Source organism: Oceanicella sp. (assembly GCF_056449545.1).
This window is the reverse complement of the sequence record NZ_JBWOMN010000147.1, coordinates 1-21,973: the sequence shown is the minus strand read 5'-3', so window position 1 is coordinate 21,973 and position 21,973 is coordinate 1. Positions and strand designations below refer to the sequence as shown.

At 70.0% G+C, this 21,973-nt stretch carries 23 protein-coding genes; 12 read left to right on the top strand and 11 right to left on the bottom strand.

Annotation, left to right across the window (positions count from 1 at the left end):
- Window positions 1-10 precede the first annotated feature (10 nt).
- The 5 genes from lgt to AC1HC7_RS18715 are packed head-to-tail and all read left to right on the top strand — an operon-like array spanning window position 11 to window position 4,436.
- Complete coding sequence (gene lgt / locus AC1HC7_RS18735; protein ID WP_479497985.1) at window positions 11-883, top strand: prolipoprotein diacylglyceryl transferase; 873 nt, start codon at window positions 11-13, stop codon at window positions 881-883.
- Window positions 884-912: 29 nt separating this feature from the next.
- Complete coding sequence (locus AC1HC7_RS18730; protein ID WP_479497984.1) at window positions 913-2,010, top strand: class I SAM-dependent methyltransferase; 1,098 nt, start codon at window positions 913-915, stop codon at window positions 2,008-2,010.
- A complete protein-coding gene (gene pgeF / locus AC1HC7_RS18725) occupies window positions 2,000-2,779 on the top strand; it encodes a peptidoglycan editing factor PgeF (RefSeq protein ID WP_479497983.1) in 780 nt (259 codons plus the stop codon). Before AC1HC7_RS18730 ends, pgeF begins: the two co-directional genes overlap by 11 nt.
- Complete coding sequence (locus AC1HC7_RS18720; protein ID WP_479497982.1) at window positions 2,779-3,924, top strand: M24 family metallopeptidase; 1,146 nt, start codon at window positions 2,779-2,781, stop codon at window positions 3,922-3,924. The genes pgeF and AC1HC7_RS18720 overlap by 1 nt, the downstream gene beginning before the upstream one ends.
- The gene (locus AC1HC7_RS18715; RefSeq protein ID WP_479497981.1) at window positions 3,921-4,436 is read left to right on the top strand and encodes a hypothetical protein; all 516 of its coding nucleotides are present in this window, start codon (window positions 3,921-3,923) and stop codon (window positions 4,434-4,436) included. Before AC1HC7_RS18720 ends, AC1HC7_RS18715 begins: the two co-directional genes overlap by 4 nt.
- An 89-nt stretch (window positions 4,437-4,525) precedes the next feature.
- On the opposite strand, the gene AC1HC7_RS18710 is transcribed toward AC1HC7_RS18715, so the two are convergent.
- Window positions 4,526-5,026: an Lrp/AsnC family transcriptional regulator gene (locus AC1HC7_RS18710; protein ID WP_479497980.1), complete on the bottom strand. Its 501-nt coding sequence runs from the start codon at window positions 5,024-5,026 to the stop codon at window positions 4,526-4,528.
- A gap of 165 nt (window positions 5,027-5,191) precedes the next feature.
- On the opposite strand from AC1HC7_RS18710, the gene AC1HC7_RS18705 reads away from it, so the two are divergent.
- From AC1HC7_RS18705 to AC1HC7_RS18695, 3 genes are all read left to right on the top strand, one after another.
- Entirely contained in the window at window positions 5,192-6,220 is a 1,029-nt protein-coding gene (locus AC1HC7_RS18705) for a mitochondrial fission ELM1 family protein (protein WP_479497979.1), read from the top strand.
- Window positions 6,221-6,352: 132 nt separating this feature from the next.
- Window positions 6,353-7,357 carry a thioredoxin-disulfide reductase gene (gene trxB, locus AC1HC7_RS18700; RefSeq protein WP_479497978.1) on the top strand — a complete coding sequence of 335 codons (1,005 nt, stop codon included), beginning with the start codon at window positions 6,353-6,355 and terminating at the stop codon, window positions 7,355-7,357.
- 192 nt (window positions 7,358-7,549) lie between these two features.
- Window positions 7,550-9,031, top strand: a complete 1,482-nt coding sequence (locus AC1HC7_RS18695; RefSeq protein WP_479497977.1) for a CAP domain-containing protein — start codon at window positions 7,550-7,552, stop codon at window positions 9,029-9,031.
- A gap of 92 nt (window positions 9,032-9,123) precedes the next feature.
- Here AC1HC7_RS18695 and ccoS read toward each other — a convergent pair whose 3' ends face one another.
- The 4 genes from ccoS to ccoG are packed head-to-tail and all read right to left on the bottom strand — an operon-like array spanning window position 9,124 to window position 13,533.
- The gene (gene ccoS / locus AC1HC7_RS18690) at window positions 9,124-9,342 is read right to left on the bottom strand and encodes a cbb3-type cytochrome oxidase assembly protein CcoS (protein WP_479497976.1); all 219 of its coding nucleotides are present in this window, start codon (window positions 9,340-9,342) and stop codon (window positions 9,124-9,126) included.
- A complete protein-coding gene (locus tag AC1HC7_RS18685) occupies window positions 9,339-11,627 on the bottom strand; it encodes a heavy metal translocating P-type ATPase (RefSeq protein ID WP_479497975.1) in 2,289 nt (762 codons plus the stop codon). Before AC1HC7_RS18685 ends, ccoS begins: the two co-directional genes overlap by 4 nt.
- Window positions 11,627-12,088 (bottom strand): FixH family protein, encoded by a 462-nt coding sequence (locus tag AC1HC7_RS18680; protein WP_479497974.1) that lies wholly within the window; start codon window positions 12,086-12,088, stop codon window positions 11,627-11,629. Before AC1HC7_RS18680 ends, AC1HC7_RS18685 begins: the two co-directional genes overlap by 1 nt.
- Before the next feature lie 2 nt (window positions 12,089-12,090).
- Window positions 12,091-13,533, bottom strand: a complete 1,443-nt coding sequence (gene ccoG, locus AC1HC7_RS18675; RefSeq protein ID WP_479497973.1) for a cytochrome c oxidase accessory protein CcoG — start codon at window positions 13,531-13,533, stop codon at window positions 12,091-12,093.
- Between ccoG and AC1HC7_RS18670 the strand changes: the two genes are divergently transcribed.
- The gene (locus AC1HC7_RS18670; protein WP_479499310.1) at window positions 13,532-13,708 is read left to right on the top strand and encodes a hypothetical protein; all 177 of its coding nucleotides are present in this window, start codon (window positions 13,532-13,534) and stop codon (window positions 13,706-13,708) included. The genes ccoG and AC1HC7_RS18670 overlap by 2 nt on opposite strands.
- A 166-nt stretch (window positions 13,709-13,874) precedes the next feature.
- On the opposite strand, the gene ccoP is transcribed toward AC1HC7_RS18670, so the two are convergent.
- From ccoP to fnrL, 5 genes are all read right to left on the bottom strand, one after another.
- Window positions 13,875-14,747, bottom strand: a complete 873-nt coding sequence (gene ccoP / locus AC1HC7_RS18665; RefSeq protein WP_479497971.1) for a cytochrome-c oxidase, cbb3-type subunit III — start codon at window positions 14,745-14,747, stop codon at window positions 13,875-13,877.
- 1 nt (window position 14,748) lies between these two features.
- Window positions 14,749-14,940: a cbb3-type cytochrome c oxidase subunit 3 gene (locus AC1HC7_RS18660; RefSeq protein WP_479497970.1), complete on the bottom strand. Its 192-nt coding sequence runs from the start codon at window positions 14,938-14,940 to the stop codon at window positions 14,749-14,751.
- Between the two features lie 13 nt (window positions 14,941-14,953).
- Window positions 14,954-15,682, bottom strand: a complete 729-nt coding sequence (gene ccoO / locus AC1HC7_RS18655; protein WP_479497969.1) for a cytochrome-c oxidase, cbb3-type subunit II — start codon at window positions 15,680-15,682, stop codon at window positions 14,954-14,956.
- A 12-nt stretch (window positions 15,683-15,694) separates the two neighbouring features.
- On the bottom strand, window positions 15,695-17,302 hold the full coding sequence (gene ccoN / locus AC1HC7_RS18650) for a cytochrome-c oxidase, cbb3-type subunit I (RefSeq protein ID WP_479497968.1): 1,608 nt from the start codon (window positions 17,300-17,302) through the stop codon (window positions 15,695-15,697).
- A 427-nt stretch (window positions 17,303-17,729) separates the two neighbouring features.
- Window positions 17,730-18,485 (bottom strand): transcriptional regulator FnrL, encoded by a 756-nt coding sequence (gene fnrL, locus AC1HC7_RS18645; protein WP_479497967.1) that lies wholly within the window; start codon window positions 18,483-18,485, stop codon window positions 17,730-17,732.
- Window positions 18,486-18,601: 116 nt separating this feature from the next.
- On the opposite strand from fnrL, the gene hemN reads away from it, so the two are divergent.
- Both hemN and AC1HC7_RS18635 read left to right on the top strand, forming a co-directional pair.
- Window positions 18,602-19,933, top strand: a complete 1,332-nt coding sequence (gene hemN / locus AC1HC7_RS18640) for an oxygen-independent coproporphyrinogen III oxidase (RefSeq protein ID WP_479499309.1) — start codon at window positions 18,602-18,604, stop codon at window positions 19,931-19,933.
- 132 nt (window positions 19,934-20,065) lie between these two features.
- Window positions 20,066-20,446, top strand: a complete 381-nt coding sequence (locus AC1HC7_RS18635) for a metalloregulator ArsR/SmtB family transcription factor (RefSeq protein WP_479497965.1) — start codon at window positions 20,066-20,068, stop codon at window positions 20,444-20,446.
- A gap of 138 nt (window positions 20,447-20,584) precedes the next feature.
- On the opposite strand, the gene AC1HC7_RS18630 is transcribed toward AC1HC7_RS18635, so the two are convergent.
- Window positions 20,585-20,797: a DUF1674 domain-containing protein gene (locus AC1HC7_RS18630; protein ID WP_479497964.1), complete on the bottom strand. Its 213-nt coding sequence runs from the start codon at window positions 20,795-20,797 to the stop codon at window positions 20,585-20,587.
- Between the two features lie 84 nt (window positions 20,798-20,881).
- Between AC1HC7_RS18630 and htpX the strand changes: the two genes are divergently transcribed.
- The gene (gene htpX / locus AC1HC7_RS18625; protein WP_479497963.1) at window positions 20,882-21,832 is read left to right on the top strand and encodes a zinc metalloprotease HtpX; all 951 of its coding nucleotides are present in this window, start codon (window positions 20,882-20,884) and stop codon (window positions 21,830-21,832) included.
- Window positions 21,833-21,973: the final 141 nt, after the last annotated feature.

The window sequence follows — 21,973 nt, the reverse complement described above, 5'->3', positions numbered from 1 at the left end:
AGACCACGCCATGTTCGCGCTGCCCTTCCCGAACATCGACCCGGTGATCTTCTCGCTGGACGCGTTCGGCATGACCTTCGCCCTGCGCTGGTATGCGCTGGCCTATATCGCCGGGCTGGTGCTGGCCTGGCGCTACGTGGTCTGGCTGGTGCGCCAGCCGGATCTGTGGCGCGACGCGCCCCCCATGACCCCGGCCCAGCCCGAGGACCTGCTCACCTGGATGGTCACCGGCGTGATCATCGGCGGGCGGCTGGGCTTCGTGCTGTTTTACCAGCCGGGCTATTACGCGGCGAATCCATCGGAAATCCTGCAGGTCTGGAACGGCGGCATGTCGTTCCATGGCGGCTTCATCGGGGTGATGGCCGGGGTCTGGATGTTTTGCCGCCGCAACGGGCTGCCGCTGCCGAGCGTCGGCGACTGCGTGGCCATGGCGGCGCCCATCGGGCTGCTGTTGGGGCGGCTGGCGAATTTCATCAATGGCGAGCTGTGGGGCCGGGTCTCGGATCTGCCCTGGGCGATCGCCTTTCCCGGCGGCGGCGATCAGCCGCGCCACCCCTCGCAGCTGTACGAAGCGGGGCTGGAGGGCGCGCTGCTGTTCCTGGTCATGTGGGCCCTCGGCGCGCGGCGCGGCTGGCTGAAGACGCCGGGCGCGATGATCGGGGTGTTTTTCGTCGGCTACGGCGTCGCGCGCTCGCTGGTGGAACTGGTGCGCCAGCCCGACGCGATCTTTCAGTCGCCGGGCAACCCGCTGGGCCATGCGCTGCAATTCTCCGCCGCGACCGGGCTGACCATGGGCCAGATCCTGTCGCTGCCGATGATCCTGATCGGCGTCGCGATCCTGCTGCGCGCCCGCAACGCCGGCACGGTCCAGGCCAGCCCGTAGCCCATGCCTGCCGTCCCCCCCGACGCCCCGTGACCGCGCTTGCGCGCATCATCCGTCGGCGCATCGCGCAGGACGGGCCCATGCGGCTGTCCGATTACATGGCGCTGTGCCTCGGGCATCCCGAACACGGCTATTACATCACCCGCGACCCGCTGGGCGCGGCGGGGGATTTCGTCACCGCGCCGGAAATCAGCCAGATGTTCGGCGAATTGCTGGGGCTGTGGGCGGCGCAGGTCTGGATCGACATGGGCCGCCCGGCGCGCGCCGCACTGGTCGAACTCGGCCCCGGGCGCGGCACGCTGATGGCCGACGCCCTGCGCGCGGCGCGCCGGGTCCCGGGGTTTGCGTCCGCGGTCTCGGTCTGGCTGGTGGAGACCAGCCCCGCGCTGCGCGAAGCGCAGTCGCGGGCGCTGGGCGGGACGCAACGCCCCCATTGGGTCGACCGGCTGGCGCAGGTTCCGGCGGGGCCGATGATCCTGCTGGCCAACGAATTTTTCGACGCCCTGCCGATCCGCCAGTTCCAGCGCCTGAACGGGCGCTGGCGGGAACGCGTGATCGGGCTGGTCGAGGACCGGCTGACGCTGGCCGTCGGTCCGGCGATCCCCTTTGACGAAGCCGCGCCCGAGGGCGCCATGCGCGAAATCTCGCCGGTGTCCGAACGCGTGGCGGGCGAGATCGGCGCAAGGCTGGCGCGATGGGGCGGCGGGGCGCTGATCGTCGATTACGGGTACGGCGCGACGCCGGCCATGGGCGGGGACACATTCCAGGCCCTGCGCGCCCACAAGCCGGTCGATCCCATGCGCGATCCAGGCGAGGCCGACCTGACCGCGCATGTGGATTTCGCCGCGCTGGCCCGCGCCGCGCGCAGCGCCGGCGCGCGCGCGCATCCGCTGCTGACCCAGGGGGCGCTGCTGGAACGCCTCGGCGTCGGCGCGCGCGCGCAGGCGCTGGCCCGCGCGGCGGCGGACCGCCGCAAGACGGGCGCCCCCGATCCCGTCGACGCCATCATCGCCGCATATCGGCGCTTGACCCACGCGGATGAAATGGGGAGCCTCTTCAAGGCGCTGGCGCTTTCCGGCCCCGACCAACCCTCGCCCCCCGGTTTTGGAGCGCCCGATGAAGCTTGAGATTCTCACCGCCGACGAGCTGGATTTCGGGTCCGACGGCCCGCGACACGGGTTTTTCACACGCAAGGGCGGGGTCTCGACCTCGCTCTACAAGACGCTGAATTGCGGGGCGGGCTCGGATGACGACGCGGCGGCGGTGGCTGAAAACCGCGCCCGCGTGGCCGAGGCCATGGGGCTGCTGCCCGACCGCCTGCAATTCATGCATCAGGTGCATTCGGCGCAGGCCGTGGCGCTGGACGCCCCGCAGGATCCGCCGCCTCGCGCCGACGCCATGGTCACCGCTGTCCGGGGGCTGGCGCTGGGGGTGCTCAGCGCCGATTGCGCGCCGGTGCTGCTCGCCGACCAGAAGGCCGGGGTGATCGCCGCCGCCCATGCGGGCTGGCGCGGGGCGCTCGACGGGGTGCTGCAGGCCACCGTGGCGCTGATGGAAAGCCTCGGCGCCAGGCGCGACGACATCGCCGCCGCCATCGGTCCCTGCATCAGCCAGCGCGCCTACGAGGTCGGCCCGGACTTCTTCGAACGCTTCTGCGACGAGGACCCGGACCACAGCCGTTTCTTCGCCGCCGGCCCGCGCGGCAAACCGATGTTCAACCTGCCCGCCTTCTGCCTCGACCGCCTGCGCGACGCGGCGGTGTTCGACTGCGGCTGGGTCGGGCGCTGCACCTACGAGGACCGCGAGCGCTTCCATTCCTACCGCCGCGCCACCCATTTCAACGAACGCGACTATGGCCGGCTCGCCTCGGTCATCACGCTGCCGAAATACCTCTGATGCAGCATTTCGCCCCCGAGGAATTCGCCGCGCGCCTTGCCGCGACCCGCAGGCTGATGGCGGCGCGAAACCTTGACGGCCTGCTTCTGTTCGCGCCGGAAAGCCAGTACTGGCTGACCGGGTTCGACACCTTCGGCTATTGCTTTTTCCAGTGCCTCGCAGTGACGCCTGACCGTGTGGCGCTGCTGGTGCGCTCGGCGGATCTGCGCCAGGCGGCGATCACCTCCAACGTGGCCGACATCCGGGTCTGGCGCGACGGCGCCGGCGTCGACCCCTCGGCGGATCTCTGGGCGACGCTCGACGATCTCGGCCTCTGGGGCAAGCGGCTGGGGTGGGAGATCGACACCCACGGCCTGACCGCGCTGAATGGCGGGCGGGTGGCCGCACGGCTCGAGGGCCGCGCGGATCTGGTGACCGCCTCGGACCTGGTTTCATCGTTGCGGCTGGTGAAAAGCCCGGCCGAACTGGCGTTTACGCGCAAGGCCGCGGAAATCGGCGACGCCGCCTATGAAACCGCCCTGCCGCTGATCGAGGCGGGGGCGGAGGAATCAACGATCCTCGCCGCCATGCAGGGCGAGGTCTTCGCCCGCGGCGGCGATTATCCGGCCAATGAATTCATCATCGGATCGGGCGAGGCGGCGCTGCTGTGCCGCTACCAGTCCGGGCGGCGGCGACTGGCCGCGCGCGATCAGCTGACCCTGGAATGGGCCGGGGTCTGGCGCCATTACCACGCGGCGCTGATGCGCACTGTGGTCATCGGCGAACCGCGCAACGCCCATCGCCGCCTGCACGCGGCGGCGCTGGCCGCGCTCGCCGATTGCGAGGCGGCGCTGGTCCCGGGCCGCCCCATGGCCGAGGTGTTCGACGCCCATGCGCGCGCGCTTGACCAACGCGGGCTGTCGGCGCACCGGCTCAACGCCTGCGGCTACGCGCTGGGGGCGCGGTTTTCGCCAAGCTGGATGGAGGCGCAGATGTTTTTCGAAGGCGCGGCGACGGTGATGGCGCCCAACATGGTGTTTTTTCTGCACATGATCCTGATGGACAGCGACAGCGGCGCGGCGATGACGCTGGGGCGGACCTCGGTGCTGACCGAAACCGGGTCCGAGCCGCTGTCGCGCCTGCCGCTGGATCTGGCGATTCGATGAAGCCGCTGGCCTTTGCCCTGCTGGCGCCCCTCGCCGCCTGCGCCGCGCCCGCCCCCGCGCCGACGCCTGAATTCACCCCGCCCATGGCCCGGCTGTCGGACCGCGCCCTGGCCGGGATCGACGCCGTGACCGGCGCGCCCGAAACCGTCGGGCGGCGCATCGCGCGGGCGGTGGCCCTGCGCCTCGGCCCGCCCGCCGCCATCGCCGAACGCGACGCCGCGCCACGCTGGTTCGCGCTGCGCGGCGCGGTGAGCGAAGGCGCCGCGGCGCTGGCCCGCGATCCCGACGCCGGCCCGGTGACGCTGGCGGTGGACTGGCAGGTGCGCGATGAACGCGACGACTGGATCGGGGCGTTTCGCAGCGCCGCGCCGCTGGCCCCGGGCGGTCGCGGCCTGTCGGGCTGGGCGCGGCTTGACCGCCAGGCGCTGGCGCGTCTCGCCGCGGGCGCGGCGGATCGCTTCCGCCGCCTGCCGCCGGTCGTCGCGGCAATCGAAGGCAAGCCGGGTTTCTGATTTTTTTCGCGTGTTCGCCGGACCCGGGGACCTATCCTATCCTATCCGCCCCCAACCGGCCCCGACCCCCATCCGGCCCGGCGACCGGTTCAGTCGCGATGCGCGGCCCGCTCCTCCAGCACGTCGAAGGGCACCCCCGGTTCGTGCTTGGCGCAGCGGATCACCAGCGAGGTCTTGACGCTGGCCACGTTGGGCGCCGAGGTCAGCTCCTCGGTGAGGAAATTCTGAAACGTCGAAAGATCCGGCGCCACGCATTTGAGGATGAAATCGATCTCGCCGTTCAGCATGTGGCATTCGCGCGCCAGCGGCCAGCCGCGCGCCCGGTCCTCGAAGGCGCTCAGATCCGCCTCGGCCTGGCTTTTCAGGCTGACCATGGCGAACACCGAGACCTCGAAGCCCAGCTCCCGGGCGTTGACCCGGGCGTGGTAGCCCTCGATGAAGCCGGTCTCCTCCAGCGTGCGCACCCGGCGCAGGCAGGGCGGGGCCGAGATGCCCACCCGCCGCGACAGCTCCACATTGGTCATGCGGCCGTCATCCTGAAGCTCGGCGAGGATTTTCCGGTCGATCGGGTCGAGCTTGGCGCTGGGCATCGCTTGCCTGTCATCTGCTGTCGGCGAACGCAGGCGCGCGCCTTGCGCGGCGATCCCTGCGCCCCGGCGGCCGAATGCGTGCCGGGGTGTTCTTTCTTCTAATAATCCGAAACAGGCGATACAAGGCAATAATATTACGCCAACGCGCAAGAAATGGAAATCAGCATGGCGGAATCGCCAAACGCAGCGCCGCGCATCTGGGTGGTGACCGACGGGCGCCCCGGCAACGAAAACCCGGCGCTCGGGCTGGCCGAGGCGCTGGCGCGGCGCGGCGCCGGCGCCTTTGCCGGCGCGGCGATCGAGGTGAAGCGCATCGCCCCGAAACCGGCCGCCGCGCGGCTGCCGGCGCGGGTCTGGGCGGCGCTGGGCGCGCGCGAGGGCGGCTGGCCGTTCTCGGGGCTGACCGATCGGGGCGCCGCGCTCGCCCGCCCCTGGCCCGGACTGGCGATCGGGGCCGGGCGGCGCAGCGCGCCGCTGGTCGCGGCCCTGCGCGCCCTGTCGGGCGGCGCGACGCAGGCGGCGCAGATCCTCGACCCGCAGATGCCGCTCGATCGTTTCGACGCGGTGCTGGCGCCGCGCCATGACCGGCTGCGCGGCCCCAACGTCATCGCCACCATCGGCGCGCTGACCCGGATCACCCGCGACAGCCTTGCCGAAGCCGCGAAATCCGCGCCCGACCCCTTGCGCGGCCCGGGCCGCCCGCGCATCGCCGCGCTGCTCGGCGGCCCCAGCGGCGCGGCGCGCATCGGCGCGCCGGAATTCGCCGCGCTCGGGCGCTGGCTGGCGGCGCGGGCGGCCGAGGGCGCACAGGTCTGGGTCACGCCTTCGCGCCGCACGCCGCCCGCGGCGCTGGCGGCGCTCGCCCAGGCCCTTGGCGGACGCGGCTGGATCTGGGATCCCGCCGACGCCGCCCCGAACCCCTACGCGGCGATGCTGGCGCTGGCCGACGAAATCGTCGTCACCGGCGATTCCGTCAACATGGCCAGCGAGGCCGCCGCAACCGGCAAGCCCCTGCGCATCGCCCCGGCGGCGAAACTGTCGCCCAAGCTCGCGGCCTTTCACGCCGCCCTGCGCGATTGCGCCGCCGCCGCGCCGCTCGACGCCCCGCCCCCCGCCGGCGGTTTTCGCCCCCTGCGCGAAACCGACGCGGCGGCGGCGCAATCGCAAACCCTGCTTGCGCGCGGCGCAAGCTGAGCGCGCGGGCGGGCGGGCGGGGCGCCGCTCGGGTTTCGGCGCGCGCAAGCAGGGTTTGCGGGGCGAGGGCGGTTCTTCCCTTGCGCCCCGCCCCGCCCTATATAGCGGCAACGTCAAAGACAGGAGCCCGCCATGCCCGCGCCCAATTCCGAACCTCGCCGCGTCAGGGTTCTCATCATCGGCTCCGGCCCGGCGGGCTATACGGCGGGGGTCTACGCCTCGCGCGCCATGCTGGCGCCGGTGCTGGTGCAGGGCATCCAGCCCGGCGGACAGCTGACCATCACCACGGAGGTCGAAAACTGGCCCGGCGACGTCGAGGTGCAGGGCCCCGACCTGATGCAGCGCATGGAATCCCACGCCCGCGCCGTCGGGACCGAGATCGTCGCCGACATCGTCGGCAAGCTCGACCTGTCCGCCCGCCCGTTCCGCGCGCAAGGCGACGCCGGCGCGGTCTGGCTGGCCGACGCGGTCATTCTGGCCACCGGCGCCCAGGCCCGCTGGCTCGGCCTGCCCAGCGAGGAGAAATTCCAGGGGTTCGGGGTCTCGGCCTGCGCCACCTGCGACGGTTTCTTCTATCGCGGCAAGGAGGTGACGGTGATCGGCGGCGGCAACACCGCCGTGGAGGAAGCCCTGTTCCTCACCAATTTCGCCACCAAGGTGACGCTGATCCATCGTCGCGACAGCCTGCGCGCCGAAAAGATCCTGCAGAACCGGCTGCTGAAGCATCCCAAGATCGAGGTGCTCTGGGATCACGTGCTCGACGAAGTGCTCGGCGAGGAGGACCCGCGCGGCGTCACCGGGGTGCGCGTGCGCCACGCCCGGACCGGCGCGACCGCGGAAATCCCCTGCGCCGGGGTGTTCATCGCCATCGGCCACGCGCCGTCATCCGAATTGGTGAAGGACCAGCTCGAAACCCATTTCGGCGGCTATGTGGTGACCACGCCCGGCAGCACGGCGACCTCGGTCCCGGGCGTGTTCGCCGCCGGCGACGTCACCGACCATGTCTATCGCCAGGCCGTGACCTCGGCGGGCATGGGCTGCATGGCGGCGCTCGAGGCCGAACGCTTCCTCGCCGAACAGGACGCCGCCGCCGAACCCGCCGCAGAATCCGCCGCAGAATCCGCCGCCGCCCAGTAGCCCCGATTCCGCGCCTGGCGCCGGTAACCCTGATTCCCCAGACGCGCGCCGCCGCGTTGAGATTTCCTTTACGCCCGCCGCCCATCATCGCCGCGGCCAGTCTCAGGACCGGCCGCGGGCGTCGTGGGGGCGTCCTGCGTGGGGAGGTCGCATGGGGGTGCGCCGATGCCGGGAGCAGGCAGTTTCGAGCAAATGACGCTCGAACTCATCAACCGTTTCCGCCTTGATCCGAGCGGCGAATTCGATCGGCTGATCTCCGACGCCGCCGCCGGGCAGTCGGAGGATCTCTACGTCACCGGCGCGATCCGCTATTTCGGCGTCGGCATGGACGCGCTGAAAGCCCAGCTCGGGGCGCTCGGCGCGGCGGCGCCGCTGGCCTGGAACGAGGCGCTGGCCAGCGCCGCGCTCGGCCATTCGCAGCTGATGCAGGCCGAGGACGCGCAGAGCCACCGGCTCTATCGCGACGCCGACGGCAACGGCGTCATCAGCGAAGCCGAATACCTCGAACCCTCGCTCGGCGGGCGCGCCGCGGCGCAAGGCTATGATTTCGCCGCCCTGCGCGAAAACGTCTATTCCTATTCCCAGAATCCCGAACACGCCCATGCCGGCTTCGTCATCGACTGGGGCTACGGCGCCAACGGCATGCAGACCCCGGCCGGGCATCGGGTGAACCTGATCGCCAGGGACGTCACCGAGATCGGCATCGGCGTGATCGCGGACAGCGACGCCTCGACCAGCGTCGGCCCCTATCTGGTCACGCAGATGCTTGGCGCGCGGCTCGACGACGCGCCGCAGCTGCTGGGCGTGGCCTATCGTGACGCCGACGGCGACGGCGTCTATTCCATGGGCGAGGGCATGGGCGGCGTCACCGTGCGCCTGCCCGGGCTCGGCAGGGTCGAAACCCACGCCGCGGGCGGCTACCAGATCGCCGCCGAAGGGCCGGTGCGGGTGGTGTTCAGCGGCCCCGATCTGGATCACCGGGTCAAGATCGACCTGACCGCCGGACTCCGGAACATCAAGCTCGACCTGGTGGATGGCGAACGCATCGAGGTCTCGACCGACGTGAAGCTGGTTTCCGGCGTGCGCGCGGCCAGGCTGCTGGGCAATGCGGATATCGACGCCACCGGCAGCGCCCAGCGCAACGTCATCGCCGGCAATGACGGCGACAATATCCTCCGCGGCCAGCAGGGCGCGGATTCCCTGCGCGGCCTGGGCGGCGACGACCTGCTGCGCGGCGGCGCCGGGGCCGACCGGCTGCGCGGCGACGCGGGCGCCGACAGGCTCCTCGGCGGCGGCGGCGCCGACCGGCTGCTGGGCGGGGGGGGCGCCGACAATCTGCGCGCCGGAGCCGGACGCGACCTGCTGAAGGGCGGCGGCGGCCATGACCGGCTTCAGGGCGGCGCCGGGGCCGATCGCCTCGTGGGCGGCGCCGGCGATGATTTCCTGGTTGGCGGCGGCGGGCGCGACCTGTTCAGGTTCGGCATGCGCGACGGCGCCGATCGCATCGCCGATTTCCACGGCGCCGACCGGATCGACCTGCGCGGGCTTGGCCTCGGTTTCGACGACATCGCCGTTTCCGCCGCCGGCGACGACGCCCGCATCGCCTTTGGCGACACGGTGGTGATCGCGCTCGGCGCGGCAGGCGACATCGACGCGGATGACTTTCTGTTCTGACGCCCGCACGCCGGACACGCCGGGCGGGCCCGCCGCCTGAAGGCCTCGCCCGGACCCCGCCGCGAAACGCAATCCGGCCGCCATGGGCGCGCCTAGGACCGCCGGTCCTCCGGCTCCGTCTCCGACCCGCTGTCCGCGCGCCGCTTGCGCGAGGGATCGGCGCGCGGACGGTCCTCCTCGTCAAACAGGATCCGCGCCGCGTCGCCCTCCAGATCCCGGTATTGATCCGTGCGCAGCGACCACAGGAACGCGCCCAGCCCGCAGAGGCCCAGGAAAATCGAGATCGGGATCAGCACGAGCAGAACCGTCATGACACCCGCCTCAGCCTGAGCGCGTTCAGCGTCACCACGATCGACGACCCCGACATGGCCAGCGCCGCCGCCAGCGGCGTGACGAAGCCAAGCGCCGCCAGCGGCACCGCCACAAGGTTGTAGACCGCCGCCAGCGCGAAATTCTCCAGCGCCCGGCGGCGCGCGGCGCGGGCCACGCGCAGCGCCGTCAGCACCGGGGCCAGATGCGCGCCGGTGAACACCATCCCCGCCGCCGCCCGGCTCACATCCGCCGCCGAGGCCGGGGACAGCGACACCGAGGCCGCCGCCAGCGCCGGGGCGTCGTTCACCCCGTCGCCGACCATCAGCGCGCGGCGCCCCTCCGCCGCCCAGCCTTCCAGCAGCGCCAGTTTCTCGGCCGGCGCGGCGCGGGCGACGAAATGGTCGATCCCCGCGGCCTGCGCGGCGCGGCGCACCGGGCCGGGCGCGTCGCCCGAGATCAGCCAGACCTCCAGCCCCTGCGCCTTCAGCGCCGCCACCACCGCGGCCGCGTCCTCCTTCAACGGGTCCTCGAATTCAAAGCGCTGCGGCGCCGATTCGCCGATGGCGAGCCAGACCGCCGAGGCGTCGCCGTCATCCCCGGCGCCGCACCAGTCCGGACGGCCGAGCCGGGCGCGCCGGCCCGCGATCTCGCCCTCGACGCCGCAGCCGGGAACCTCGCGCAGCGCCGTCGCCGCCGCGGGGATCACGCCGCGCGCCCGCGCCGCGACCGCCAGCGCCGCCGCGAAGGGGTGGCGGCTGACCTGCGCCAGCGCCAGCGCCGCCGCCCAGGCGGCGGGATCATCGGGGCCGTCCAGAAATTCCGGCGCGCCGGTGGTGAGCGTTCCGGTCTTGTCGAACGCCGCCATGTCGATATCCGCCAGCCGTTCCAGCGCCGCGCCGTCCTTGAGAAACACGCCGGCGCGAAACAGCCGCCCGCCGGCCGTGGCATGCACCGCCGGCACCGCCAGCCCCAGCGCGCAGGGGCAGGTGATGATCAGCACCGCCGCCGCGATCATCACCGCGTCGCGCAGATCCGCGCCCGCCGCCATCCAGCCGACAAAGGCCGCCAGCGCCGCCAGATGCACCGCGGGCGCGTAGATGCCGGCGGCGGCGTCGGCCCAGCGGGTGTAGCGGGTCTTGGCGCGCTCCGCCGCCTCGATCATGCGCGCGATCTCGGCCAGAAGGGTGTCGTCGCCGGTGGCGCTGACCCGCACCGTCAGCGGCGCCGACAGGTTCAGCATCCCGGCATGGATCGCGGCGCCGCGGCCCATGGCCTCGGGGGCGCTCTCGCCGGTGATCATGGACCGGTCCACGTCCGACAGCCCCTCGACGATCTCGCCGTCGGCGGGGGCGCGCTCGCCGGCGGCGATCTCGATCAGATCGCCCGCGCGCAGGTCATCGACCGGAATCGCGCGGCGGGCGCCGTTCTCGACCAGCGTCGCGGCATGGGCCTGCAGCCCGACCAGCTCGGCGGCGGCGACCCGCGCCGCACGCCGGGTGCGGTGGTCCAGATAGCGGCCAAGCAGCAGGAAGAACAGCAGCGACACCGAGGCGTCGAAATAGGCGTCCGGGCCGCCCTGCGCGGTCTCGAACAGGCTGATCCCGGCGGCCAGCAGCACGGCCAGCGATATCGGCACGTCCATGTTGAGCCGGCGCACCCGCAGCGCGCTCCAGGCCGAACGGTAGAAGGGCAGCCCGGCGAAGGCCACCGCCGGCAGCGCGATCAGCGCCGAAACCCAGTGCAGCAGGTCCCGCGTCGCCGCCTCCGCCCCGGACCAGACCGACACCGAGAGCAGCATCACGTTCATCATCGCGAATCCGGCGACCGCCATCCGCGCCAGCAGGTCGCGCCCCTCGGCGTCTCGGTCGATGTCGCGCATGGCCGCCGCGTCGAAGGGGCGAGCGGCGTAGCCGAGCCCGGCCAGCGCGTCGATGACGCCCTGCGGGTCGGTGCGCGCGGGGTCGTATTCCACCGCCACGCGGCGTTGCGAAAGATTGACCCTTGCCGCCAGCACGCCCGCGGCGCCCTCGGGGCGCAGCGCGTCGGCGCGGCCCACCAGGCCGGTTTCGACGTTGCGGATGCAGGCGGCGCAATGCAGGTCGGGGGCCAGCAGGTCAAGCCGCATCCGCCCGGGGGCCAGTTCCCGCGCCCAGCGTTCAAGCCCGCCGATGCGCGCCGCGTCCAGCGCCGCGCCGGCGGGGCAGCATCCGCCCGCAAGGCCGGGCGCGTCGGGCGCGTCGGCGTCGGCGCTGGCGCCGGGCGCATCCGGAGCCAGCGCGTCCATCAGCTGTCGGGCTCGACGTAGATCTCGGCCCGGGCCTCGTATTTGCGCCCCCGCCCGTCGCGCGCCTTGAGCATCACCGACCAGCGGCCGGGGGCGAGCGGCGTCGGCCCGCGATAGCCCTCGGCGACGGCCGCGAAGGCCACCTCGCGGTCCTCCACATCGGTGGCGGGGCGTCCGATCGTGGCGCGCAGGGACAGGCCCTGCAGCGGCGCGCCGTCGCGATCGGACATGCGCACCAGCACGCCGCCGTCCTCGTAGCGCGCCTGCATGCGCCAGCCCAGCGCCTCCTGCGCGGCGCGGCGTTCGTCAAAGCCGACCCCGGCTTGGTAGGAGCTTTTCACCACCAGCCCCGGAAACCCGCTGACGGCGCGATACATCATGTAGAAATTCACCGCGAAGATGACGGCGAAGAAGCCCACGGTCACCGCCAGGAACTTGCGCCCGGTAAACGGCTTGGTCATGGTCAGCCTCCCGTCTTGGGGCCGAGGAACACCGTGTCCGCCTTGACGCGTTCGCGGGTGTCCAGGTCCTCGATCCAGATCTCCACGTCGGCGCGTTCGACGGGCCTGGCGAAAGGCAGCGTGGTCAGGAACACGCGCAGGCTGCGCAGCCTGTCGGCCTCGACTTCGAATTCCAGCCAGTCCAGCCCCTGCACGGCGGTCTTCAGCGGCAGATCCTCGGACCGATGGGAAATGCGGAACCTGTGCGGGCTGTTGTTCTTGTTGATCACCTTCACCGTGTAGCCGTTGCGGATCGCGCCGTCCGAAAGCGTCACATAGGTGGGATTGCGGTCCCGCGCCACCGTGAGGTCGATGGAATCGCGCATGAACAGCGACACCACCATGGCGATGCCGATGCCGGCCCAAAGCGTGGTGTAGAGCAGGGTGCGAGGGCGCACGATGTGCCGCCACACCGGTTTGGTCGGCTTGCCTTCGCTGGCGGCCTGGTTGTCGGTGATGGTGCAATAGTCGATCAGCCCGCGCGGCTTGCCGATCTTGTCCATCACGTCGTCGCAGGCGTCGATGCACAGCGCGCAGGTGATGCATTCCAGTTGCTCGCCGTCGCGGATGTCGATGCCCATGGGGCAGACCGCGACGCAGGCGTTGCAGTCGATGCAGTCGCCGAGATCCTCGGCGCCGGCCTTCTTGCGATGCTTGCCGCGGGGTTCGCCGCGCCAGTCGCGATAGGTGACCAGCAGCGTGTCCTCATCCATCATCGCGCCCTGGATGCGCGGCCAGGGGCAGGCGTAGATGCAGATCTGTTCGCGCGCGAAGCCGCCGAAGAAGAAGGTGGTGGCGGTGAGCACGGCGATCGAAGCGTAGGCGACGAAATGCGCCCGCCCGGTCAGCAGATCCGCCAACAGCGTCGGCGCGTCGGCGAAATAGAACACCCAGGCGCCGCCGGTCGCCAGCCCGATCAGCAGCCAGACCGCCCATTTCGTCAGGCGCAGGCGCAGTTTACGGGCGTTGTATTTCTGCTTGTGCAGCTTGACGCGGGCGTTGCGGTCGCCCTCGATCCAGCGTTCCACCAGAATGAAAAGGTCGGTCCACACCGTTTGCGGGCAGGCGTAGCCGCACCAGACCCGGCCCAGCGCCGAGGTGAACAGGAACAGCCCCAGCCCGGCCATGATCAGCAGGCCGGCGACGTAGTAGAATTCCTGCGGCCAGATCTCGATCCAGAAGAAAAAGAACCGGCGGCTGGCCAGATCCAGCAGCACCGCCTGGTCCGGCATGTCCGGGCCGCGGTCCCAGCGGATCCACGGCATGATGTAGTAGACGGTGAGCATCATGCCCAGCAGCCACCATTTCAACGTCCGGAAATTGCCCTTCACCCGGCGCGGAAACACCGGGATGCGCGCGGCGTAGAGCTTGCCGCCTGAACCGCCGTCGGAATCATTCACGCTCATGAAGGGCCTCTTTTTCGATTTGGTGACGCTGGTTCTGGGCCTGCGCCCCGGCACGCGCTTTGATCGAGATCAACTCGCCGGCGAAAAACACGACATGGAGATGCGCCTTTTCGTGGCAGGTCTTGCTGAAGACATGCTGAATTCGCGCGAATCCCTTCGGGTATGGCGAACCTGACAGTCGGGTATTGATCCTGCCCCGGACCTTGGCGCGCCCCGCCGCCGCGCCCCGGCGCCGGAAACGAAACGCCCCCCCGTCCGCCCGGAGGGGCGGCGGGAGGGAGCGCGCCGGGCGTCGCCGCCCGCCGGTCGCATGGCCCGGCCGCAAGGCCGGCGCCGATCGCCTACTGACCGCCGCCCAACGAATGCACGTAGAGCGCGACCTGCTTCATCTGCGCGTCGCTCAGGCGGCTGCGCCATGCCGGCATCATGCCGGCGCGACTGTTGGTGACGGTCTGGGTGATGGTTTCCCGGTCGCCGCCATACAGCCAGATCGCGTCCGCCAGATTGGGCGCGCCAAGCTCCGGCGTGCCGGCGCCGTCATCGCCGTGGCAGGCGGCGCAGTTTTCCTCGAACACCGCCGCGCCCTCGGCGGCCAGCGCCGCGTCATGGGGCTGCCCGGAAATCGCCAGCACATGTTCGACGACCTGCGCGATCTCGGTGTCCTCCAGCAGTTCGTCGGCGCCGAAGGCGGGCATGTCCGAGACCCTCGTGTCCTCCTCGTCCGGGCTGCGCGCGCCGTAGGTGATGGTTTCCAGGATGGTCTCGCGATCGCCGCCCCAGAGCCAGTCGTCATCGAGCAGGTTGGGGTAGCCCTTGGCCCCCGCCGCCCCGGCGCCGTGGCACTGGCTGCAATTGTTGCGGAAAACCGACGCGCCGCCGGCAAGCGCGAATTGCAGCAGTTCGGGGTCCTCGGCGACGGAATCGATGTCCTGCGCGGCGATGCGATCCACGTAGCCGCTCTGGGATTGCGCATGCTCGGCGATGCTTTCCATCACCTCGACGCGGCTGGAATAGCCCAGCAGCCCGCCCGTGGCGCCGTTGATCAGCGGCCAGGCCGGATAGGCGATGGTGTAAAGCACCGCCCAGATGATGCAGGCGTAAAGCGTGTAGAGCCACCACAGCGGCAGCGGGTTGTTCAGTTCCTTGATGCCGTCCCATTCGTGACCGGTGGTCTCGACGCCGGAATGGGCGTCGATTTCCTTCTTGTCCGCCATCTCATTTCTCCCCGGCGCTGCGCGGGTCGGACGACAGCTTGTCATCGTGGCGCAGCGGAATATTGGCGATGTCGTCATGCAGCTTCCGGCTTCCCGGACGCAGCGTGTAGATCACGATTCCGGCGAAGATCACCGACAGGGCCAGCAGCATCCAGCTGTCCGCGAATTCCCTGAGAAGCGTATAGGTGTCCATGTTCCCGTTCTCCTCAGCGGTTGGTTTCGACTTCGTAGGTCGAGAAATCGACCATGGTGCCAAGCACCTGCAGATAGGCGATCAGCGCGTCCAGTTCGGTGATTTCGCGGCGCCCGTCGAAATTGCGCACCTGCGCCTTGGGGTAGCGTTCCATGAAGGCGTCGAAATCGTCGCCGTCCGGGTCGACCTGCGCCAGCACGTCGGCCTTGGCGGTTTCGATCATCTCGTCGGAATAGGGCACTCCGACGCGACGGTTGGCCACCAGATGATCGGCGATGTATTCGAAATCCAGCGGCGTCTCGATCAGATGCCCGTAGGTGGGCATGATCGATTCAGGCACCAGGTCGCGGGGATCCTGCATGTGATCCACGTGCCAGGCGTCCGAATACCGCCCGCCGACCCGGGCCAGGTCCGGCCCGGTGCGCTTCGATCCCCACTGGAACGGGTGATCGTACTGGCTTTCCGCCGCCAGCGAGAACGGGCCGTAGCGTTCGACCTCGTCGCGCATCGGGCGGATCATCTGACTGTGGCACAGATAGCAGCCCTCGCGGATGTAGATGTCCCGCCCGGCGAGCTCCAGCGGGGAATAGGGGCGCACGCCCTCCACGTCCTCGATGGTGTTCTCCAGGTAGAACAGCGGCGCGATCTCCACGATGCCGCCGATGGCGACAACCGCCAGCGAAGCGCCGAGCAGCAGCGTCGCGTTGCGTTCCAGCACGCCATGCTTGTTGATGAGGCTCATGTCGCGCTCTCCTTACTCGGCCGGAACGACGGCGGGCCCGGATTCGGCGGTCGCCGGCTCCCCGACCCGAACGGTCATCCACAGATTGTAGGCCATGATCAGCGCGCCGGTCAGGAACATCAGACCGCCGGTGCCGCGGATCACGTAGTAGGGGTGCAGCACCGCGACGGTGTCCGCGAAGCTGTTCACCAGGAAGCCGAGGCTGTCGTATTCGCGCCACATCAGCCCCTGGGTGATCCCCGACACCCACATGGAGGACGCGTAGAGCACGATGCCGATGGTGGCGAGCCAGAAATGCCAGCTGACCAGGGTCAGCGAATACAGGCGCTTCTTGCCCCAGAGCCGCGGCGTCAGGAAATAGAGCGCGCCGAAGGTGATCATGCCGTTCCAGCCCAGCGCGCCGGAATGCACGTGGCCAATGGTCCAGTCGGTGTAGTGGCTGAGCGAGTTCACCGCCTTGATGGCCATCATCGGACCCTCGAAGGTGGACATGCCGTAAAAGCCCACGGACACCACCATCATGCGGATCACCGGGTCGGTGCGCAGCCGGTCCCAGGCGCCCGACAGCGTCATCAGGCCGTTGATCATGCCGCCCCAGGAGGGCATCCACAGCACGATCGAGAACACCATGCCCAGCGTCTGCGCCCAGTCGGGAAGCGCGGTGTAGTGCAGATGGTGCGGGCCGGCCCAGATGTAGAGGAAGATCAGCGCCCAGAAATGGATGATCGACAGCTTGTAGGAATACACCGGGCGTTCGGCCTGCTTGGGCACGAAATAGTACATCATGCCGAGGAAGCCCGCGGTCAGGAAGAAGCCCACCGCGTTATGGCCGTACCACCACTGCGTCAGCGCGTCCTGCACGCCGGCGAACAGCGAATAGGATTTCGAGCCCCAGATCGACACCGGCATCGCCATGTTGTTGACCAGGTGCAGCATGGCCACGGTGACGATGAAGGCCAGGAAGAACCAGTTGGCGACGTAGATATGGGGTTCCTTGCGCTTGATCAGCGTGCCCATGAACACCAGCAGATAGGCGACCCAGACGATGGTCAGCCAGATGTCCACATACCATTCCGGCTCGGCGTATTCGCGCGCCTGCGTGACGCCCAGCACATAGCCGGTGGCCGCCAGCACGATGAATATCTGATAGCCCCAGAACACGAACCACGGCAGGTTTCCGCCCCAGAGCCGCGCCGCGCAGGTGCGCTGCACGATGTAGAACGACGTGGCGATCAGCGCGTTGCCGCCGAAGGCGAAGATCACCGCCGAGGTGTGCAGCGGGCGCAGCCGGCCGAAGGCCGTCCACTGCAATTCGAGGTTAAGTTCGGGAAAGGCCAGCTGAAAGGCGATGACCACGCCGACCAGAAAGCCGATCACACCCCAGAATGTGGTGGCGATGACGCCGGCGCGGACCACGTCGTCCATGTATTCCTCGGGCCCCTCGGCGACGACGGGCTTCTTGTCGCCCACGCCGCGCAGCACCCAGATGAACAAGCCCACCGCAATCGCGAGGATCAGCACCGCATGGAACTGGTATGCGAAATCCCGCCCCCAGCTCGCCGCAAGCATGGCGAATATCGCAATGCCCGCCAGCACGACCAGTTTCACTACAGAAGCCAACGTCCCCTCCGTCCTTTAGGGTGTTTGCGAACCGGGGCCCGCATCAGGCCCCCTATGCAACCTGTTGCACGGGGGAACATTGATCTAGGTCAAGCGATCGGCCCTTCCGCGACCACCTGCCTCACCAAGGGTTTCGAAACCATTGAAAACCGGTCTCAGGCGGCGGAACGCGTCGGCCGTGTATCGCATGAAAGCCCGGATTCGCTCAACCCTCCGTAGATCCGGGCGGGTGAGAATCCATATATCCGCGCATGGTTCCGGCGGCAGGGCGCGCAGGCGGGTCAGCGCCGGGTCGGGCGCGCCCGGAAAGCACGGCATCCGCGTCACCCCGAGCCCGCGCTTGACCCCATGCCCGAACGCCTGGGCCATGCCGTTGGATCAGACAATGCGGGGGCGGGCGCGGGCGCGGGGGGAGGGGGGGCGCGACCTAGGGAATCAGGCCGCCATCCGCGTCATCGCCGGCGATTTCCAGCAATGCGTTGTAGTTGGGAATGATCAGGTGGCGCGCGTCGATCATCTCGATCACCCCGGCCTTTTTCAGCGCCCCGATCTGGCGGCTGACGGTCTCGATGGTGAGCCCGAGATAATCGGCCATGTCCTCGCGGGTCAGCGGCAGGTCCAGCTTGGCGCCGTTTTTCAGCTCCACGCGATTGACCTCCGCCATGCGCCGCGCCGCGATGGCGAAGAAGGTGGCGATCTTCTCGCGCGCGGTCTTGCGGCCCAGCAGCACCATCCATTCGCGCGCCGAATCCAGTTCGTCCAGCGTCATCTCCAGCAGCCGCTGCTCCAGCATCGGGGCCTTGCGCAGCAGCGATTCAAAGCGGGTGCGCGAAAAGATGCACAGCTTCACCTCGCTGACCGCGATGGCGTCGTAGGGGGCCTCGGGGCGCATGGGGCGGCCGATGAAATCCGAAGGGAACAGCAGCCCCACCATCTGCCGCCGCCCGTCGGTCATGATCCGCGACAGGCTGACGACGCCGGTCACCACCGATCCGAGAAAATCGGTCTGCTCGCCCATGGCGGTGATCTCCTCGCCGGGGCGAAAGCTGCGGTAGCTTTTGATCGCGTCGAGGAATTCCAGCTCCGCGTTGCCGCAGTAGGAGCACACCGCCCGATGCCTGATCGGGCAATCCGAACAGCGATCGCGCGAGATCGGCCCAAGTCTGACGGCGGCGTTGGGCATGCATGAGCTCCCTGTTGCTGGCGAAAGTTTCACGCGAAACTTGATCTGGGTCAATGATGTTGACGCGCCCCCCCCCTACCCTCGCCGCCATGAACGCGAAACCTGAATCGACCGACATGGGCGCCTTGTCGCGGCGCGCGCCGCGCTACACGAGCTACCCCACGGCCCCGCATTTCACCGGCGACGTCGGCCCGGACACGGTCGCCCGCTGGCTTTCGGCGCTGCCCGAAGACCCGGTTTCGCTGTATCTGCACGTCCCGTTCTGCGACACGCTGTGCTATTTCTGCGCCTGCCGCACCCAGGGTTCGACCCGCAGCGCGCCGGTGTCGCGCTATCTGGATTTCCTGGGGCGCGAGATCGAAGACGTCGCCCGCCAGACCCCGGACCACCTGCGAATCGCGCATATGCATTGGGGCGGCGGATCGCCCACGGTTCTGTCGCCCGGCGAGATAACCGACCTCTACGCGCTGCTGCGCGAAACCCTGCCGCTGGCCCCCGGCGCCGAGGTGGCGGTGGAGATCGACCCCCGCGACATGACCGAGGCGCGGCTCGACGCCTTCGCCGCGGGCGGGGTCAACCGCGCCTCCATCGGGGTGCAGGATTTCGACCGCAAGGTGCAGGCGACCATCAACCGCATGCAAGGCTGGGAGATGACCCGCGACGTGATCGGCGGGCTGCGCGCGCGCGGCGTCAAGGGCATCAACGTCGATGCGCTTTACGGCCTGCCCTTCCAGACCGAAGCCAGCCTCGGGCGCACGCTGGAACAGCTGATCGGCCTCGCCCCCGACCGGGTGGCGCTTTACGGCTATGCGCATGTGCCCTGGATGGCGCGCCGCCAGCGCGCGATCCCCGAGGAGGCCCTGCCCGACGGGCCGGCGCGGCTGGCGCAATCGGCGCTGGCGGTGCGGCTGCTGACCGAGGCGGGCTACGTGCCCGTGGGCATAGACCATTTCGCCCTGCCCGGCGACGGGCTGGCCAAGGCGGCGGCGGCCGGAACCCTGCGGCGCAATTTCCAGGGCTATACGGATGATTCCAACCTGACGCTGATCGGGCTCGGCGCCTCGGCGATTTCGCGCCTGCCGCAGGGCTACGCGCAGAACGCCCCGGTGACGGCGGATTACCAGAACCGGGTCGCCGGCGGCGCGCTGCCGGTGGTCAGGGGCCGCGCAATGACGCTCGACGACCGCATGCGCGCCCATGTCATCGAACGCCTGATGTGCGATTTCCGCTTCGACGGCGCGGCGCTGACCGAAAGCTTCGGCGATTTCGCCGCCCCCTGCCTCGACATCGCGCAGCGGCTCATGGAGGGCGAACTGGCGGGCTGTCTCGCCCCACGGGACGGCGGATTCGAGATCCGCGAGACCGGCCGCAACTGGACACGGCTTGTGGCTTCCGCATTCGATGCGTATTTTGAATCCGGCGGCGCGCGTCACAGCCGGGTCATCTGACCGGGCGGATTGACGGGCGGATTGTTGGGCGCGTTCGTGAGCGCCTTCATGACGGGCTCATGGACGAGTTCAGAGACGCCCCCCGGATCGCGGCCATCGCCCGACCGGGGCTGATCGGGGTGGAGAAAGCGAATGGCATTTGGCGCAGAGGCGCGCATCGACCGGGCGGCGAATTCCGCCGCGGCGTCGGCCGATCTCGATCCCATGCTGGTCAACGCCGCCGAGGCGACGTCGTTCCTGAAGGCCATGGCCCATGACGGCAGGCTGATGATCCTGTGCCTGCTGGTGCAGCGCGATCACACGGTGAGCGAGCTCGAGCGCATCCTGCAATCGCGCCAGGCGGCGGTCTCCCAGCAACTGGCGCGGCTGCGGCTCGAAGGTCTGGTGGAAAGCCGCCGCGACGGCAAGAACCTGCATTATCGCCTCGCCGACGGCCGCGTGCGCCGAATGGTCGAAACCCTGCACGACATCTTCTGCCCCGACGAGGCCCCGGCGATCCGAACCGCCGGCTGAGCGCAGCAGCCGCGGCGCGCGGCATGCAGGCGCCGGCGTCTGGCATCGAGCGCAGGGCGCATCGCCGCGACATGACGCCGCCCCCCGGCGCGGGTCCCGAATCCGGGCCGGCGGCAAGGGGCCGCGCCGCCGAAACGATCAGAAGTCGCTGATCACGCCGTTGCGCTCCCAGTCGCCGTAGCGCGTGGGTTCGGGGCCGTCGCGCCCGCCAAGCTCCACCGGGCGCGGCGGCGCGCCGGTCGAATCCGCCTGTGCGCGCCGCGCCGCCGCCTCGGCCAGCGCCCGCGCCGCCGCCGCGTCCAGCCGGCGTGTTTTTGCGCGCCCGTCTTCCGCGTTCCCGTCCTCGGACATATATGACTCTCCGCAACCGGCGCGCCCGCGCCCCCGACCTCACCTAACCCGCCCCATGTCGAGAGGCAAATTCGCGAGACCGAAATGAACTACGTCAAGACCGCAGCCCTTCTGGCCTTCCTCACCGCGCTGTTCATGGGCGTGGGCTGGATGATCGGCGGCGCGCCCGGCATGGCGATCGCCTTCATGGTCGCGCTGGCGACCAACGCCTGGGCCTGGTGGTCCTCGGACAAGGCGGTGCTCCACCGCTACGGCGCGCAGCCCGTCACCCGCGCCTCGGCCCCGGAATTTCATGCGCTGATGGCCGAACTGTCCCGCAACGCCGGGCTGCCGATGCCAAAGATCTACATCATCGACGAGGCCCAGCCCAACGCCTTCGCCACCGGGCGCAGCCCCGAAAACGCCGCGGTCGCCGCCACCACCGGGCTGCTGCGCTCGCTCAGCCGCGAGGAGCTCGCCGGGGTCATGGCCCATGAGCTCGCCCATATCCGCAATCGCGACACGCTGATCATGACCATCGCCGCCACCATGGGCGGGGCGATCTCCATGCTGGCGCAGTTCGGCATGTTTTTCGGCGGCGGACGCAACCGCGACAACCCCATGGGCTTCGTCGGCGTGCTGATCGCGGCGCTGCTGGCGCCGATGATCGCCATGCTGATCCAGATGCTGATCTCGCGCACCCGCGAATACGCCGCCGACCGCGAGGGCGCGAGGATCTGCCGCAACCCGCTGTGGCTGGCCTCGGCGCTGCAAAAGATCGGCGGCGGCGGGCGGGCGACCCCCATGCAGCGCGCCGAGCGCGACCCGGCCTCGGCGCATATGTTCATCGTCAACCCGCTGAGCGGGCGCGGCGTGGACAGCCTGTTTTCCACGCATCCGAAGATGGAAAACCGCATCGCCGCGCTGCTGGAGATGGCGAAATCCGCCCCGGGCGACGGGCGCGGGCTTGACTCCGTGCGCCGGACGCGAGAGCAGCCGACCGGCGTGCCGCGCTCCGGCGCGCCGCGTGCGCGCAGGAAAGGTCCGTGGTCTTGACGTCATCCAAACGCTCCGGCGCCGGGCGCCGATCGCCGCGCCGCGCCAGGCCCGCCCCGGCCAATGCCCACGCCAACGCCCCGCGCCCCTCGCCCGGCGCGCGCGCGAAGGCGCCCGCGCAGACGCCCGCGCAGACGCCCC